Source organism: Pantoea sp. Mb-10 (assembly GCF_021272205.1).
Classification (GTDB): Bacteria; Pseudomonadota; Gammaproteobacteria; order Enterobacterales; family Enterobacteriaceae; genus Pantoea.
Genome location: NZ_JAJSDX010000004.1, coordinates 90,905 through 106,804 on the forward strand (window position 1 = coordinate 90,905; position 15,900 = coordinate 106,804).

17 protein-coding genes are annotated in these 15,900 nt (G+C 56.4%); 12 read left to right on the top strand and 5 right to left on the bottom strand.

Features of this window, described 5'->3' with window-relative positions; all coding sequences use genetic code 11:
• Positions 1 to 205: 205 nt before the first annotated feature.
• Positions 206 to 760 (top strand): single-stranded DNA-binding protein SSB1, encoded by a 555-nt coding sequence (gene ssb1 / locus LU196_RS09235; RefSeq protein ID WP_232759004.1) that lies wholly within the window; start codon positions 206 to 208, stop codon positions 758 to 760.
• 96 nt (positions 761 to 856) lie between these two features.
• Here ssb1 and LU196_RS09240 read toward each other — a convergent pair whose 3' ends face one another.
• The gene (locus LU196_RS09240; protein WP_232759393.1) at positions 857 to 1,393 is read right to left on the bottom strand and encodes an isochorismatase family protein; all 537 of its coding nucleotides are present in this window, start codon (positions 1,391 to 1,393) and stop codon (positions 857 to 859) included.
• A 126-nt stretch (positions 1,394 to 1,519) separates the two neighbouring features.
• Here LU196_RS09240 and LU196_RS09245 point away from each other — a divergent pair, with 126 nt between their 5' ends.
• Both LU196_RS09245 and LU196_RS09250 read left to right on the top strand, forming a co-directional pair.
• A complete protein-coding gene (locus LU196_RS09245) occupies positions 1,520 to 2,350 on the top strand; it encodes an AraC family transcriptional regulator (protein WP_232759005.1) in 831 nt (276 codons plus the stop codon).
• Between the two features lie 72 nt (positions 2,351 to 2,422).
• Positions 2,423 to 3,376, top strand: coding sequence for a DMT family transporter (locus LU196_RS09250; protein WP_232759006.1), 954 nt, complete (start codon positions 2,423 to 2,425; stop codon positions 3,374 to 3,376).
• Positions 3,377 to 4,266: 890 nt separating this feature from the next.
• Here LU196_RS09250 and LU196_RS09255 read toward each other — a convergent pair.
• On the bottom strand, positions 4,267 to 4,662 hold the full coding sequence (locus LU196_RS09255; RefSeq protein ID WP_232759007.1) for a transposase: 396 nt from the start codon (positions 4,660 to 4,662) through the stop codon (positions 4,267 to 4,269).
• A gap of 525 nt (positions 4,663 to 5,187) precedes the next feature.
• Between LU196_RS09255 and LU196_RS09260 the strand changes: the two genes are divergently transcribed.
• On the top strand, positions 5,188 to 6,444 hold the full coding sequence (locus tag LU196_RS09260) for an oligosaccharide flippase family protein (RefSeq protein WP_232759008.1): 1,257 nt from the start codon (positions 5,188 to 5,190) through the stop codon (positions 6,442 to 6,444).
• Positions 6,445 to 6,452: 8 nt separating this feature from the next.
• A complete protein-coding gene (locus LU196_RS09265) occupies positions 6,453 to 7,403 on the top strand; it encodes an ATP-grasp fold amidoligase family protein (protein ID WP_232759009.1) in 951 nt (316 codons plus the stop codon).
• 53 nt (positions 7,404 to 7,456) lie between these two features.
• Here LU196_RS09265 and LU196_RS09270 read toward each other — a convergent pair whose 3' ends face one another.
• Both LU196_RS09270 and soxS read right to left on the bottom strand, forming a co-directional pair.
• Positions 7,457 to 7,738, bottom strand: coding sequence for a YjcB family protein (locus tag LU196_RS09270; RefSeq protein WP_232759010.1), 282 nt, complete (start codon positions 7,736 to 7,738; stop codon positions 7,457 to 7,459).
• A gap of 240 nt (positions 7,739 to 7,978) precedes the next feature.
• The gene (gene soxS, locus LU196_RS09275) at positions 7,979 to 8,410 is read right to left on the bottom strand and encodes a superoxide response transcriptional regulator SoxS (protein ID WP_232759011.1); all 432 of its coding nucleotides are present in this window, start codon (positions 8,408 to 8,410) and stop codon (positions 7,979 to 7,981) included.
• Between the two features lie 96 nt (positions 8,411 to 8,506).
• On the opposite strand from soxS, the gene soxR reads away from it, so the two are divergent.
• The 4 genes from soxR (at position 8,507) to LU196_RS09295 (ending at position 13,047) form a co-directional block, all read left to right on the top strand.
• The gene (gene soxR, locus LU196_RS09280; RefSeq protein ID WP_232759012.1) at positions 8,507 to 8,983 is read left to right on the top strand and encodes a redox-sensitive transcriptional activator SoxR; all 477 of its coding nucleotides are present in this window, start codon (positions 8,507 to 8,509) and stop codon (positions 8,981 to 8,983) included.
• Positions 8,984 to 9,018: 35 nt separating this feature from the next.
• A complete protein-coding gene (locus tag LU196_RS09285) occupies positions 9,019 to 9,687 on the top strand; it encodes a glutathione S-transferase family protein (RefSeq protein WP_232759013.1) in 669 nt (222 codons plus the stop codon).
• Positions 9,688 to 9,910: 223 nt separating this feature from the next.
• A complete protein-coding gene (locus LU196_RS09290; RefSeq protein ID WP_232759014.1) occupies positions 9,911 to 11,260 on the top strand; it encodes an NCS2 family permease in 1,350 nt (449 codons plus the stop codon).
• Positions 11,261 to 11,397: 137 nt separating this feature from the next.
• On the top strand, positions 11,398 to 13,047 hold the full coding sequence (locus LU196_RS09295; protein ID WP_232759015.1) for a Na+/H+ antiporter: 1,650 nt from the start codon (positions 11,398 to 11,400) through the stop codon (positions 13,045 to 13,047).
• Positions 13,048 to 13,078: 31 nt separating this feature from the next.
• Here the strand turns inward: LU196_RS09295 and LU196_RS09300 are convergent, their stop codons facing one another.
• Positions 13,079 to 13,981 carry a LysR family transcriptional regulator gene (locus LU196_RS09300; protein ID WP_232759016.1) on the bottom strand — a complete coding sequence of 301 codons (903 nt, stop codon included), beginning with the start codon at positions 13,979 to 13,981 and terminating at the stop codon, positions 13,079 to 13,081.
• 101 nt (positions 13,982 to 14,082) lie between these two features.
• Here LU196_RS09300 and LU196_RS09305 point away from each other — a divergent pair, with 101 nt between their 5' ends.
• The 3 genes from LU196_RS09305 (at position 14,083) to LU196_RS09315 (ending at position 15,863) form a co-directional block, all read left to right on the top strand.
• On the top strand, positions 14,083 to 14,508 hold the full coding sequence (locus LU196_RS09305; protein ID WP_232759017.1) for a CidA/LrgA family protein: 426 nt from the start codon (positions 14,083 to 14,085) through the stop codon (positions 14,506 to 14,508).
• The gene (locus tag LU196_RS09310) at positions 14,501 to 15,193 is read left to right on the top strand and encodes an LrgB family protein (RefSeq protein ID WP_232759018.1); all 693 of its coding nucleotides are present in this window, start codon (positions 14,501 to 14,503) and stop codon (positions 15,191 to 15,193) included. Before LU196_RS09305 ends, LU196_RS09310 begins: the two co-directional genes overlap by 8 nt.
• A gap of 124 nt (positions 15,194 to 15,317) precedes the next feature.
• Entirely contained in the window at positions 15,318 to 15,863 is a 546-nt protein-coding gene (locus LU196_RS09315) for a YfaZ family outer membrane protein (RefSeq protein WP_232759019.1), read from the top strand.
• The last annotated feature ends 37 nt before the right edge of the window (positions 15,864 to 15,900 follow it).

The window sequence follows — 15,900 nt, forward strand, 5'->3', positions numbered from 1 at the left end:
ACAACACTCGCCATGCCTTGCCTGCATGACCAGCAGAAACGCATCATTATGGCACAAAAAATAACCTGAATAAATATCCAGTATTTTTTGCTATTCTGTGACAGGGCGAAAATTTGCGCGCCCGCTCCGAAGTGGGCAGCATAGTTGTGACGTGATACAATTTTTCGCTTAGACTTTTAGCATCAACTCATCGGGAGAAAGCAACATGGCCAGTCGTGGCGTAAACAAAGTGATTCTTGTCGGGAATCTGGGTCAGGATCCGGAAGTGCGCTACATGCCGAATGGTGGCGCAGTGGCCAACATTACGCTGGCCACGTCTGAGAGCTGGCGCGACAAGCAAACCGGTGAAAACAAAGAGATCACCGAATGGCACCGCGTGGTGCTGTTTGGCAAGCTGGCGGAAGTGGCCGGTGAGTATCTGCGCAAAGGCTCGCAGGTCTATATCGAAGGCCAGCTACGCACCCGCAAATGGCAGGATCAGAGCGGCCAGGATAAATACACCACCGAAGTGGTCGTCAACGTGGGCGGCACCATGCAAATGCTGGGTGGACGTCAACAGGGCGCAAACGCCGGTGGCGCCCCGATGGGTGGCCAGGGCGGTGGCAATAACAACGGTTGGGGCCAACCGCAGCAGCCGCAGCAGCAGCAGTCACAGGGTGGCAACCAGTTCAGCGGCGGCGCGCAGCAGCGTCCACAGCAGCAGAGCGCGCCGGCGAACAATGAACCGCCGATGGATTTCGACGACGATATTCCATTCTGATTGTCGTTAGCGCAGTTCCGCTCTCCGCAGTGGTAAACATAAAACCCCGAAAGGGGTTTTATTGTTTCTGCATCGCGCGTGCGTTGTCTCTCTTCTTCACGGCCGATTAGCGGTTTGCCACGCGGTGAGCAGCGCCTGCGTGTCGCGCACGCTCACCGCATTGCCCGGCAGAATCAAATCCGCCCAAATTTCGTTGTACTGCTTGATTTGCTGCTCGGCAGAACACCATGTGCGATCGGCCGTGGTATGGGCATCGGCGGCAACGGTAATGCGGTAGCCGAGGCTGGCCCCCACTTTCACCGTGGTATCCACGCAGTAATCCGTCGCGCAGCCGCAGATAGCGAACGCCTCAATGGCGTGCTCTGCCAGCCGTTCGGCCAGCTCGGTTTGCCAGAAGCTGTCGCAGGCGGTTTTATTAACGAAAAGCGCGTGAGGCGGCTGGGTTAACTCTGGCACAATCTGCCAGGCGTCGCTGCCCACTTCCATGCCCGGACCGCTATGTTGAATAAAGATCGCCCGATCGGCGGCGGCGATAAGCGCGTTGATGCGCGCGCAGCGACCTGCCCGATCGAAGCGCGGCGTAGCCAGCACCCCTTTTTGCATATCAATGACCATCACCACACGATCTGACATCGCGATATCCCCGTTATGGAAAAACCCAATCATACGATCTCCGCGACAGCCGACAACGCAAATCTGCTTTGCATTTCGCGCGCGGGCGACGCATGCTAATTGCCCTGTTTCGACTGGAGGTGTGACGTGGACGTGGTTCCAGAGGTGTTCCCTGACAAATGCGATCGCGCCGAGTTTCAACGCTTTGCAGAGCTGCCCGGCATTGAACTCTATCAGGCGCATATTTCACGTTACGCTTTTGAGCCGCACACCCATGAGGCATTTGGGATCGGCACGATCGAGGCAGGCGCGCAACGTTTTCGCTATCGCGGCACGCAGTACACCGCGCCGCAGCACTCTCTGGTCATGATGAATCCCGACGAATTACACACCGGCGAATCAGCCTGCGAAACGGGCTGGCGCTACCGCATGATCTACATCGATCCGGCACAGATGCGCGCGCTCACCGGCGACGGCGGCTGGTGGTTTAGCGACGCGCTGCGCACCGACGCGCGGCTGGCGCAGCCGTTTTCGCAGCGGCTGGCGCAGATGTGGCACGCTGAAAGCGCGCTCGCACGCGAGTGCCTGCTGGTGGAACTGCTTGAACTGCTGCGTCCGCTGGCGCGCCAGAGCGATGGCCGACCCGCCGAGGGCGGACACCGTTTCGATAGCGTCAAAGTCTGGCTACGTGAAAACCTTGCGGAGCCGGTGCGCCTGGAGGAGATGGCCGCGCGGGTGTCGCTGACGCCGTGGCACTTTTTACGCAGCTTTAAGCAGCATTTCCACGTCACGCCGCACCAAATGCTGATGGCTTTCCGGCTGTACGACGCCAAACAGCGCCTCGCGCAGGGGGAAAGCCCCGCCGCTGTGGCTGCCGCGGTCGGCTTAACCGATCAGGCGCATTTGACCCGCGCATTTACCCATCGCTACGGCATCACGCCGGGGCGCTATCAAAAACAGGTCTTCAATCCGCGTTAACCGCAATTTGCTACAAGCCTTGCTGCCGCGCACGCGCCACACTGCGGCGATGTTGTTATAAAGGAAATATTCATGGTGGCTGGAATCTTGTTTGCACTGGCGGCGGGCCTGATGTGGGGCCTGATCTTTGTCGGACCGCTGTTAATCCCTGATTATCCGGGGCCATTACAATCAGCAGGACGCTATGTGGCGTTTGGGCTGGTGGTGCTGCCGCTGGCATGGCTCGATCGCCAGCGCTTGCGTCGGCTAGGGCGTAAAGACTGGTTAGAAGCGCTCAAACTCTCGTTAGTGGGAAACCTCCTCTATTATGCGTTTCTCGCCAGCGCCATTCAGCGCACCGGGGCGCCGATCTCCACCATGATCATCGGCACGCTGCCGGTGGTGATCACGTTGACAGCCAACCTCTGTTACGGGCATCTGGAAGGGCGACTCGCTTGGCGTCAGCTTGCGCCCGCCCTGGTCTTGATTATGCTGGGACTCGGCTGCGTGAATGCCGCAGAGTTACGTATGCAAGGGGCGACGTTTGACGCCGGGCGCTATGTGTCGGGTCTGCTGCTGGCAGCGCTCGCCGTCGCCTGCTGGACCTGGTATCCCCTGCGAAACGGCGTGTGGCTGCGCGCGCATCCCCAGCATAAGCCCAGCACCTGGGCCACCGCGCAGGGACTGACCACGTTGCCTTTGGCTACGCTGTTTTATCTGTTGGTGTGTGCTCAACTTTACTGGCAGCAGCCAGCGTTTTCGCTGCCGTTTGGGCCACAGCCGGGGCGCTTTCTGTTGCTCATGGCCTGCATTGGTTTGCTTTGTTCGTGGCTGGGAACGCTGTGTTGGAACGCCGCCAGTCAGCGTGTCCCAACGGTGATTATGGGGCCGCTGATTGTGTTCGAAACGCTGGCCGGTTTGCTGTGGACTTTTCTCTGGCGTCAAAGCTGGCCGCCGCTGCTCACTGCCTGCGGGATAGTCTGTCTGCTTGCTGGCGTCCTGCTGGCGATGCGCGTTAAGCCCCAGCCGCAGGTCACATCGCTTTAATCTTTTCTCGCGCGCAGCGATTTCGCCGCGCGCGCTCGCCGCAATTTTAAGAATTTCACTCACTGTAAAAGCGGACATGGAGACGGTTTTTCATCTTTCTGCGCGCTTAGATGAGGCTTTTGCCTGGCGCTTTACCCGTTAAATGCGCACGTAGGCGGACACGATAGCGGTGAAAGCGACCGGTTCTGGCAACAAAGCCTGACAGTTTGACCCGGTTTTGGCCGCAAAAGTACGCTGATTAGCCCCACGAAATGCCAGCAACACGGCATGTTTAGCCCCTTGTGGCACTGAAAACGTTGGTGCGAAGACCACGCTTACCTTAAGCCTCAGCGCATATCCCAGGAATCGTTCGCCTCCGCGTCCTGTTGGAAAGATTAAATACACCAATAAATATTTCGGTATAAAAGCGCCATTAATCGGCTTTTAAACCCCAATCATTCAGAATTGATTAAGTGTTTTTAGCGGAGAATTCCTGGTGATTACCGTAAGGCAAGGCGCTATTATGCGCTTCGCTTACGATCGCAAATGAAAACCATAGTGCCAGATGAAATTAGAGATTGTGAGAGCCAGACAACGTCGCGTTGTTCATGAATGCTTAACAGATTTGTTGCCAGCAATGAATGAGCATTAATATTGATAAAGTAATCAACGAGGCACCAATCTCACCGAAATGAGATTGGGCTACGTATAAATAGTGGCTGGAGCGAGACTTTTGCTGATGCGAATCGATTTTACCGCAAAAAGGAAAGCAATTCCGCGATGATATTCATCAGGAAAAAATGGTGCGAATTGTTATGTCATGTATGCCGAATTAAATGATCTTCAACGCTTCTCTTAAGAACAAATCTCAGCATTAAGTCAAATAACAATGGTCTCAATGGTTTCGTTAATTAGCGATTTTCAGAACCCGACGGGTAGTGATAAACGCTACGGCTAATATCCAGTAAACGACAACTACGACGTGTTCCAATGTCGAACGTGGTTTGCAGGAAGTTAACCGCCTGACGTTTTTCATTGGTAGTGAAAAAGTTTTTCAGCACGCTCTGCAGCATTTCTTTATCAGAACTGAGCGCCTGTAACTCACGGGTGAGGTTTTGTAATTTATCCTCCAATTCCTTGATTTTTCTACCTTCTTCAGATGAAAGGCCCGAGAACTTTTTCTTCCAGCTATAGAAGGTTGCCTCAGAGATGCCAAGCTCATCACAAATCTCCCTCACTTTCACTCCCGTTTCAGAAGCTTTAATGGCATTTGTGATTTGCTCTTCGCTATATCGTGACTTTCTCATAAATGCTCTTACCTTTCTTATCAATTAATGGATGAGAATAACTGTATTAATATCTGGTACTGCAAAAAGAGTATTAATGCAGTATTAAGTGCGCGATTAGAATTGCGAGGGTTAAATTAAGTTATTTAGAATAAATATCATCATGGGATAAATCTTATTTTATTCTGATCGCCATTGTACGCCTTCCTGGTATTTGTTTTTTGATATAAATTCACTCCATCCCAAATGCAGAAAATTACGAGATTCCTCGCAGAATGGCATCGCCCAATTGGAATAATCCTGGGGTATGCCGGTAGCCTTTTGCGCCGTAAATAGGCTGAAATCGTTTACATTCGCGAGTAATGGCGTCAGGTTTAATCGGAATGCTCCTGAAATCTTCTACCAAATCCTGACGTACTTCTCATTTTTCGGACCAGCCGGGCCTGCGATTTTTAAATCAGGTCAGTCCCAGCGAGCGCTTGTTAATTCCCTTCACGGACGATGTGTAGAAAGGCAGTTGCTGTTGGTAATACTAAGGACCAGTCAATGAAATTGAGCGTAATGTCCAATGCCGCCTGGATGATGTCGGAAAAAGTCGTCTCGGTATTTGGCGTGATCTTTGTGACATCCTACGTGGCTAAATCCTTTGGCCCGACCATTTTTGGCCAAATGGCGTTTTCAACCTCGTTGTTCTCCATGGTGCAGACCGTGGCGATATTTGGCACGGAAACCATTTTGTTCAAACGCATCAGCAAAAGTGCGCACAAAGGGCTGCGTTTGATGGCCGTCGCGCGCACGCTGCGCTTGATCCTGCTGTTGCTGACGTCCCTGCCGGTGCTGCTGTGGGTATGGTTTTACATGCAGGAAAACTTTCTGGCGTTTGCGCTGGCTTCTTTTATCTCATCGGTGTTTGTCACGCAGGACACGTTTAGCGTCTACAACAATGCGCGCTTAGCCTCGCGTCTGAATACCGTGGCCAATTCGGTGGGCTTACTGCTGGGCTTTGCGCTGAGCTTCACCATTGCCTGGCTGCACCTCAATCCACTGTGGCTTACCTTGTCGATTGTGGCCGTCACGCTGGTGCCTTACGTTATCAAGCGCCTGAATTTTTACCGTGAAAATCAGGATATCGCGCCGCCGCAAGAGAAGCGCAATACCTACGTACGCTACCTGCTGTACGCCGGATTGCCGCTGGCTATTTCCAGTATTTTTATCTCTGTGCAAGTAAAAGCGGCACAGATGTTTTTGGCGGGCATCGCGTCAGCGCGCGATCTGGGCCTGTTTGCCGCCGCCAATACCATTTCGGCTTCCTGGATATTTATTCCGGTTGCCCTCATCACTTCCTGCTTTTCGGAAATATTCCGCGAGCGTGGAGCGGTCGCGATCAAGCTCACTGCGCGGCTGAATGGCTATGTTATGGGCGTTTCATTGTTGTTGTTAGCGGTGATCGCGCTGTTTGGCGAGAAAATTATCATCGCTTTATATGGTCACGAATACACACAGTCGGGAAGTCTCATTACGCTGCTGTCGCTGGCAACCTGCTTCTCGGCGATGGGCACTGTCGCCTATCGCTACATGGTGAAAGAGGGTGGGTTTAACTATCTGTTGAAGAAGATCATTTGCCTGATGCTCATCAGTTTGCCGCTCTCATGGTGGCTGATTCAGGGCTATGGCATCCACGGCGCCGCCTGGAGCGTCTTCCTCACAGAGCTGCTGTCGCTCACGGTAATGAATTACTTCTTTAAGAACGGCGTCATCCAAAAAATTCAGGTTTCCTCACTCAACTACAAAACCTACAAATGAGGTCAGATATGCTTAAGTTGAAAGAAGAACTCAGAAAAAGCGTGCAGTACTTCATTAAGAAGATGCCTTGGGCGTACCAGGATCGTATCTACTATTTTCATAAATTCCGTAAGCTGCCGAATTTACGCCAGCCGAAGGTGTTTAACGAGAAAGTGCTGTATCGCAAGTTTGTGTACGGTGATTATCCGATTTACGGCCGCCTGTCGGACAAGTACGCGGTGCGTGACTATATCGCCGAGAAAGTGGGCAGTGAGTACCTGATCCCCCTGGTCTATGAGACCAGCGATCCGCACTCGCTGCACACGCTGAAAAGCTGGAAGAACACGGTGATTAAGCCCAACCATGCGTCAAACATGGTGGAAATTTTGCTGGAAGAGCCGGATGCGCTGAAGAAGCAGCAAATCATCAGCGATTGCCAGCGCTGGTTGAAAACCGATTTCGCGAATGAAGCGCGCGAGATTCATTATCGCTATATCAAGCCGCGCATTTTAGTCGAGCAGTATATCGGCGACGGCAAAACCGCGCCCATTGACTACAAGTTTCATATGTTCAACAAGCGCGACGGCAATTTTGAATATGTTTTGCAGGTGATTTACAACCGCTGCAATCCTCAATTGTCGATGAACTTTTACGTCAACAACCTCAACGAGGCGTACCACAAGATCCGCGATACCGGGCTGGACGTGAAGCCACTGTTAGCGCAGCTGCAACATGCGCTGGCGCTGAGCAAAACCCTTGCCAGTGATTTCGATTACGTACGCGTGGATTGGTATATTCACGAAGAACACATTTACTTTGGTGAGCTGACGTTTACGCCAGGCGCGGGCATGGTGACCGGGCTGGATCGTGGACTCAATCAGATTATGGGCGATATGTGGATTCAGGATCGTCGCGGGACGCAGAGACCGGGCGTGACGGTAGCGGATGTGGCGCTGCCTGGCGTATTGAAGAAAATTTAATCGACACAGCAACATAAAAAACCCCGCGCAGCGGGGTTTTTTATGGGCGGTACTCAGGGCATTGGCCACTCGGCGGGCGCTTGACTCATGGCGTTAACGAACGCGGTTTTGGAGATCTCCATAAAGTTATGCAGATTTTCCATGCTGAGCGTAATGCCCAGCAGCCCGGTGACGAACCAGCACGACATGCCCACGCCCAGGCCGCCAAACATCAGTGCGATAACCGGGTGGCTGCGCTGACGCATTTTGATTTTTAGGGTGCTGGCAAAAAACATCATAATCGCGCTTAGCAGCTCCCAGCGCATAACAAGTAAACTGGTCGTTAACGTGGCCATCTCAAGCAAACCTCTTCTGAATCAGTAATATCCCTGACGAAAAATGGACATCACTCACGGCGCGCAGCGCGGTCAGGGAAGCGCTTAAGCCGAGATACGTGCGGTGTAATGTGTGACATGGATCACATTATATCACTCGATTTGAAATTTTGAACAAAATTTATACGTGCCAAAGCGGAGAAAAGGCACGGGGAGGCGGGAAGGGCGGAGAAGACGCGCCCGGTGGGCGCGCGGGGACGATTAGCGGATAGGACAGCACTCGCCGGTGGTGCGCTGGGCAAAGCTGTTCATGTGTTCGCCGCTGCAATCAAAGTTCAGCAGGCGCGGGCGCTGCGCCATCGCCTGGCGGCGCATCGCGTGCCGATACGCCGTGGGCGTTTGCGCGAACTGGCGGCGAAACACGCGCGAAAAGGTCTGCTGCGAGTCGTAGCCATACTGCATGGCGATATCGAACACCGGCCGCTGGGTCTGGCGCAGCGCCTCTGCCGCCAGCGTCAGGCGGCGCTCGCGAATGTAGCCACCCAGCGTTTGTTTCGTCACGGAACGGAACATACGCTGTAGGTGCCACTTCGAGTAACCTGATTTGGCGGCGACGTCGTCAATGGACAGCGCCTTATCCAGATTTTGATCGATCCAGTGTGTCAGTGAGTGAATGATCTCTTGCTGCATCATGGCCTCATCCTTCTAAAGTTAACCCTGGTGAGAATTTTCAACTTTTTCTGGTGAAGGAGTATAATTCCTCAAGTTAACTTGAGGTAAAGACCCTAAATGAAAAAAGATCGCAATTACCCAAAACCGGTGTTAACCCCCGGTGAAGTGGCCAAACGCAGCGGGGTCGCCGTCTCTGCGCTACATTTTTATGAAAGCAAAGGCTTGATCTCAAGCACGCGTAACGCCGGCAATCAGCGGCGCTACGGGCGCGACGTGCTGCGTCGCGTGGCCATCATTAAAATCGCGCAGCGCATTGGTATTCCGCTGGCGACGGTGGGTGAGAGCCTGATGCACATTCCGGCAGACAAGCGCATGTCGACGCAGGAGTGGGACGCGCTCACTCAGCACTGGCGCGAAGCGCTGGACAAGCGCATTGAAACTCTGACGCGCCTGCGTGACGATCTCGACGGCTGTATCGGCTGCGGCTGCCTGTCGATGCGCGATTGTCCGCTGCGTAATCCCGGCGACCGCCTGGCGCAGCAAGGCTCGGGCGCGGTGTTGCTCGACCCAGAGCAGGACGAGTATAAAAGCTAATTTCAGCCCTTTCTCTTTACCTCAAGGACCCCACTATGATCACCGTTCACCATCTGGAAAACTCCCGTTCGCATCGCGTGTTGTGGCTACTCGAAGAGCTGTCGGTACCGTATCAGATCAAGCGTTATCAGCGCGAAAACACGCTGCTGGCGCCCGACTCGTTGAAAAAAGTGCACCCGCTGGGCAAATCGCCGGTGATCACTGACGGCAACCGCGTGATTGCGGAGTCCGGCGCCATCCTCGAATACCTGCAGCAGAAGTACGATGGTGAGCAGCAGCTCGCCTTGAACGATGAAGACGAACAGATTCAAGGGCGCTATTGGCTGCACTATGCCGAAGGGTCGCTGATGCCGCTGCTGGTGATGAAGCTGGTGTTCGCGCAGCTGGGAAAAAAACCGGTGCCGTGGCTGCTGCGTCCGGCGGGAAAAGCGCTGAGTAAAGGGCTGGAGCGCGCCTGGTTAAACAAACAGTTGGCGCTGCACGGTAGCGTCATTGAGCAACACCTGAGCCAGCATCGCTTTTTCGCCGGGGCGCACTTCAGCATTGCGGATGTGCAGATGAGCTTTCCGCTGCTGGCGCTGCAGATGCGCGGTTCACTGCGTGACATGCCTGCCACCGCGCGCTGGCTGGAAGGAATGCAGCAGCGTGCCGCGTGGCAGCGTGCGCTGGAGCAGGGCGGCCCGATTCGCTTCAATAACGGCTAAGCAAGCGCTTATCTGTCCGTTATCTTTTCCGCCGGGGGAGATTTTGAGTTGAAAATCCCCCCGTAAAGGCCAGATAATCCCCGCCTTTCTTTATCCCCCGCTTTCGGATAGGGATACACGGCCACGTAAACGTTTGCTTTTTCTCATTGAGACATTCCACCAGGATAGCGCGCAGACACGGGCCGTGCGGTTAACGACATCTTAAAAATACAGAGGATTCACTATGTCTGGCGAAGTACGCCCCGCCAGGGGAAAACTGGACGCCTGGTTTCATATTTCGGCGCGCGGCAGTAGCCTGCGTCAGGAAGTGCTGGCAGGGTTCACGACCTTCCTCGCGATGGTCTACTCGGTGATCGTGGTGCCGGGCATGTTAGGCAAAGCGGGCTTTTCGCCGACGGCGGTGTTTGTGGCCACCTGCCTGGTGGCCAGCGTGGGCTCTCTTGTCATGGGGCTCTGGGCCAATTTACCGCTGGCGATTGGCTGCGCTATCTCTCTGACCGCCTTCACCGCTTTTAGTCTGGTGCTGGGTCAACATATCAGCGTGCCAGTCGCGCTGGGCGCGGTATTCCTGATGGGCCTGTTGTTCGCCTTTATCTCCGTGACCGGTATCCGCGCATGGATATTGCGCAACCTGCCGATGGGCGTGGCGCACGGCACCGGCGTAGGGATTGGCCTGTTTCTGCTGCTGATCGCCGCCGATGGCATTGGTCTGGTGGTGAAAAATCCCGCACCGGGCCTGCCAGTGGCGCTGGGCAATGTCACCGCCTTCCCGGTAGTGATGTCCCTGATTGGCCTGGCGGCGATTTTTGGTCTGGAGAAACGCCGCGTGCCCGGCGGTATCCTGCTTACCATCCTCGCCATTTCCGCCGTGGGACTGATGTGTGATCCGGCGGTCACCTATCAAGGGCTGTTCGCGATGCCTAGCCTGCGCGACGCCAGCGGTCAGTCGGCTATGTTTAGCCTCGATATCATGGGGGCGCTGCAGCCCGCGGTGCTGCCTACGGTGCTGGCGCTGGTGATGACGGCGGTGTTCGACGCCACCGGTACCATCCGTGCCGTTGCGGGCCAGGCGAACCTGCTGGACAACCACGGCCAGATCCTCAACGGCGGACGCGCACTCACCACCGATTCGGTCAGCAGCGTGTTCGCGGGTCTGGTGGGCGCATCGCCCGCCGCGGTGTACATTGAATCGGCGGCGGGCACGGCCGCCGGGGGCAAAACCGGCGTAACGGCCATTGTTGTCGGGTTGCTGTTCCTGCTGATTCTCTTTATGTCACCGCTGGCGTATCTGGTGCCGACCTACGCCACCGCACCCGCGCTGATGTACGTTGGACTCCTGATGTTAAGCAACGTGGCCAAGATTGACTTCAATGATTTTGTCGATGCGATGTCAGGCCTGGTCACGGCCGTGTTTATCGTGCTCACCTGCAACATTGTCACCGGGATTATGCTGGGCTTTGGCACGCTGGTGGTGGGTCGCCTGTTTGCGGGCGAATGGCGCAAACTTAACGTGGGCACGGTCGCCATCGCCGTAGCGCTGGTGGCGTTCTACGCGGGCGGCTGGGCGATCTGATTTTTTAACGCCGTGGTTTCCAGATAATTCTCTTTCTGGTTCACGCCGCACGTCGGGTCGCCCGCAGTGCGGCGTTTTGTTTTACACTTTCCCCGTTACACCTTCGCTTTAATCAATACGATTCGCCTAAGGAAAGCATGGAAATCTTTTTTACTATTCTCATTATGATGCTGGTGGTGTCGCTCTCCGGGGTCACCGCGCGCATCTTGCCGTTCCAGATCCCGCTGCCGCTGGTGCAAATTGCCGCCGGGGCGCTGCTCGCGTGGCCCACCTTTGGCCTGCACGTGGATTTCGACCCCGAGCTGTTTCTGGTGCTGTTTATTCCGCCGCTGCTGTTTGCTGACGGCTGGAAAACGCCGATTAACGAATTTCTGTATCACGGCCGCGAAATTCTGGGCCTGGCGCTGGTGCTGGTGCTGATCACCGTGGTGGGCATTGGCTACCTGATTTACTGGCTGGTGCCGGGCATCCCGCTCATTCCCGCGTTTGCGCTGGCGGCGGTGCTTTCACCTACGGATGCCGTGGCGCTCTCCGGCATTGTCGGCGAGGGGCGCATCCCAAAGAAAATCATGTCGATCGTGCAGGGCGAAGCGCTGATGAACGACGCGTCTGGCCTGGTCTCGCTGAAATTTGCCGTCGCGGTGGCCATGGGCACCATGGTGTTTACCTGGGGCGGCGCCAGCGTCGAGTTTCTCAAGGTGGCAATGGGTGGCTTGGTGGCCGGCGTAGCTGTCTGCTGGCTGTATGGACGCTCGCTGCGTCTGTTTAGCCGCTGGAGCGGTGACGATCCGGCGACGCAAACGGTGCTGCTGCTGCTGCTGCCGTTCGCCTCCTACCTGATTGCCGAGCACCTGGGCGTGTCGGGCATTCTGGCCGCCGTGGCGGCGGGTATGACCATTACGCGATCCGGCATTATTCGCCGCGCGCCGCTGGCGATGCGTCTGCGTGCCAACAGCGTCTGGCAGATGCTGGAGTTTGTGTTTAACGGCATGGTGTTCCTGATGCTCGGCCTGCAACTGCCGGACATTCTGGAAACCTCGATTGCGCAGGCGGAAGCCGATCCTAACGTTGACCTGTGGGTGCTGTTTGCCGATGTCGCAATGGTCTACGCCGCGCTAATGGTGGTGCGTTTCTGCTGGCTGTGGATCATGAAGCGCGCCAGCCTGCGTCTGTTGAAGAAAAAGCCGCTGGAGTTCGCCAACTACTCGCTGCGTGAGCTGCTGATCGCCTCTTTTGCCGGGGTGCGCGGCGCCATTACGCTGGCCGGTGTGCTCTCTATTCCGCTGTTTCTCAGCAACGGCGAGCCGTTTCCGGCGCGCTATGAACTGGTGTTCATCGCCACCGGCGTGATCCTGTTCTCGCTGTTTGTCGGGGTGATTTTGCTGCCCATCCTGCTGCGCGGTATCGATAGCCACGATTCCGTTGGCCATCGCCATGAAATCCAGCAGGCGCGCGCCGCCATGGCCAGCGTGGCCATTGAGAGCCTGCACAAAATGGAGCAGCGGCTGGAAAACAGCAGCGAAGAGAACATCGATCCAGAGCTGCTGAAAGAGGTGAGCCTGCGCGTGAGTGGTAATCTGCGCCGCCGCATTGACGGCAAAGATGACGTGGAGCAGGCGCTGTTTGCCGAAAATCTGGAGCGCCGCTTCCGCCTTAACGCGCTGCGCGCCGAGCGTGCGGAGGTGTACCACCTGCGTGCCACGCAGGCCATCTCCAACGAGACCATGCAAAAATTGCTGCGCGATCTCGATCTGCTGGAAGCGCTGCTGGTCGAAAAAGAAGCGTAAACCGCGCGAGGGACGGCCTTCGGGCCGCCCCTTACACCGACAGGCGCGGCGCGTTGTCGGGCCAATGCTCGCGGCAGCAGTCGATCCACGCCTGCGCGCTTTGTGACAGATAGCTGCCTTCACGCCAGATCAATCCCAAACTCCACGCCAGTTCTGAGTCCAGCGGCAGCCACAGCAGCGACTGTTTATCAAGCCGCTGACAAATCGGCTCCGGAAGGATCGCTAACCCCATTCCCGCCTGCACCATGGCGGCCAGAAAATCCCACTGCGCACTGTGCAAGGCAATGTCCGGCGTCAGCCCCTCGCGCTGAAACGCTTTCATTAATTGTCGATTGAGTGCGAACTCCTGATTAAGGATCAGCAGCGGATGCGCGGCCAGCTCGCGCAGCGTCAGGCGGCTGCGTGCCAGCCAGATGGGGGTGCGCGGCACCAGCACGCACAGCGGATGGCGCATCAGCGGCTGGGCGTTGAGCGGCAATCCGTCATCCAGCGGCAGGGCGGTTAAGGCGATATCCAGCGCGCCGTCCAGCACCGCCTGCTGCGCGGTTAAGCCGCCATATTCCGCGATTTTAAGCTGTACGCCGGGATAACGGCGGCGAAACGCGGAGATGGATCCGGCGATCTGCATGCCCACCATGGGCGGAATCCCCAGGCGCAGCTGGCCGGTTTTCAACTGATTAATGTCGCCGATTTGCGCTTCCAGCTGATGAAACTCCTGCAAAATAATCAGGCCGCGCTGGTAAACCGCCTGGCCGCTGTCCGTCAGGTGCAGCTTTCTGCCTTCGCGCAGCAGCAGCGTACAGCCCAGCTCCTCTTCCAGCTGGCGCAGCATCTTGCTGATAGTCGGTTGCGTCACAAACAGTTTTTCCGCCGCACGGGTAAAGCTCTGCTGGCGGACCACTTCAGTGAAATAACGCAGCGCGCGTACGTCCATAAGCATTCCTTTTTGGCATAGTTTGGATGATTTTAATTCATTTCATTCACTCTGTGCGCCAGACGTATACTGAAATCCGCTTTTATCTGGAGGACGTTATTATGGCGCTGGCCTTACGCCCGCTGAAAACCCACCGGCTTCCTCGGCTATGGGTGCCGCTGCAGCTGCTGCTCTACATCGGTCTGTTTATCTTCAGCAGCTGGCTGGTGAACTGGCTCCGCTTGCCGCTGCCGGCCAACGTGGTGGGCATGCTGCTGCTGCTGGCGCTGATTGTCACCGGGATCGTGCCGCTGCGCTGGGTGAAAGCCGGTGCAAATTGGCTACTGGCGGAAATGCTGCTGTTCTTTATCCCTGCGGTGGTGGCGGTGGTCAACTACAGCGATTTGCTGCGTGCCGAAGGCGCACGTATCTGCCTGGTGATCGCCGTCAGTACGCTGCTGGTGTTGGCGACCACGGCGCTGGTGGTGGATCGCGTTTACCGATTTGAACTGGCGCGCGCGGCGCGTAAGCAGGCGCAGCATGACTGATTTCGTCATTAGCCTGCTGTGCGTGGTGCTGACGCTGCTGGTGTATTACCTCAACAAACGTCTTTATCGTCGTAAGCAGACCCTGCTGCTGATGCCGCTGGTCATGACGCCCGTGGTGCTGGTGGGGCTGTTGCTGCTGACGCACGTCAGCTGGCAGGATTACATTGCCGAGAGCCACTGGCTGATCTGGCTGCTGGGGCCCGCTACGCTGGCCTTTGCGGTGCCGGTTTACGAGAATCTGGCGATCATTAAACGCCACTGGCTGTCATTGAGCCTCGGGGTGATCAGCGCCACGCTGGTGGCGGTGTGCAGTTCGGTCTGGCTGGCGCGCTTGCTGATGCTGCCGGAGAGCATACAGCGCAGCCTGGCGGTGCGCTCCATCACCACGCCGTTTGCGCTCGCGGCGGCGCAGCCGATAGGCGGGCAACCCGATCTGGTGGCGCTGTTTGTGGTGATCACCGGCGTGTTTGGCATGGCGGTGGGCGACGTGCTGTTTCTACGCCTCGCCATCAAGCAGGGCATGGCCAAGGGCGCCGGTTTTGGCGCGGCATCGCACGGTGCGGGGACGGCGCGTGCCTATCAAATCGGCCAGCAGGAAGGTGTGGTCTCCAGCCTGGTGATGATGCTGTCTGGCGTGGTGACGGTGCTGTTAGCGCCGCTGTTAAGCCATCTGCTGTGGGCCTGACGCGGCTATATTTTAGGCGCGATTCACGTCTGTTAACGTAAAGCTTTCCAAATAACCTTGTCTCCCGCCGTGAGGCTGCTACCCTTTGCGCCGAGAAAATTTTTTTAACACGGAGTGGAACTTAATGTTTAAGCAACTTGTCACCGGGAGCGTGTTGGGTCTGGCACTGCTGAGCAGCGGCGCGCAGGCGATTGAGGGCAGCGTTGACGTGGGTGAACACAACACCAACCTGAACCTTGGCCTGGGCACTACCTCACCGGGCTTGTTCCTGAAAGGCAACTGGCTGCGCAGCGACCACGACGGCAGCACCTACGGTGCGGGCGTTGGCTATAACATCGACGTGGGCGATTTCCGCATTGCGCCTACCGCGAAAGCGCTGTTCACCCATCCAGAAGATGGTCGCGACGGCTTTACCGTCGCCGTGGGCGCTGGCGCGCACTACAGCTTCAACAGCATGTGGGGTCTGTACGGCGAATACTATTACGCGCCGGAAGCCTTCTCCGATCGCCTCGACAGCTATCAGGAAGCCGCTGGCGGCCTGAGCTTCACGCCGATTTCGCTGCTGAACCTGCGCGTGGGTTATCAGTACATCGAGCTGAACAACAAAGGTGACCGCAAAGATAACGTGCTGGTGGATGGCCCGTACGTGGGCGCTTCACTGCGTTTCTAATCGCGAGCACAGCAAAAAACGGCGGCCTGATGGCCGC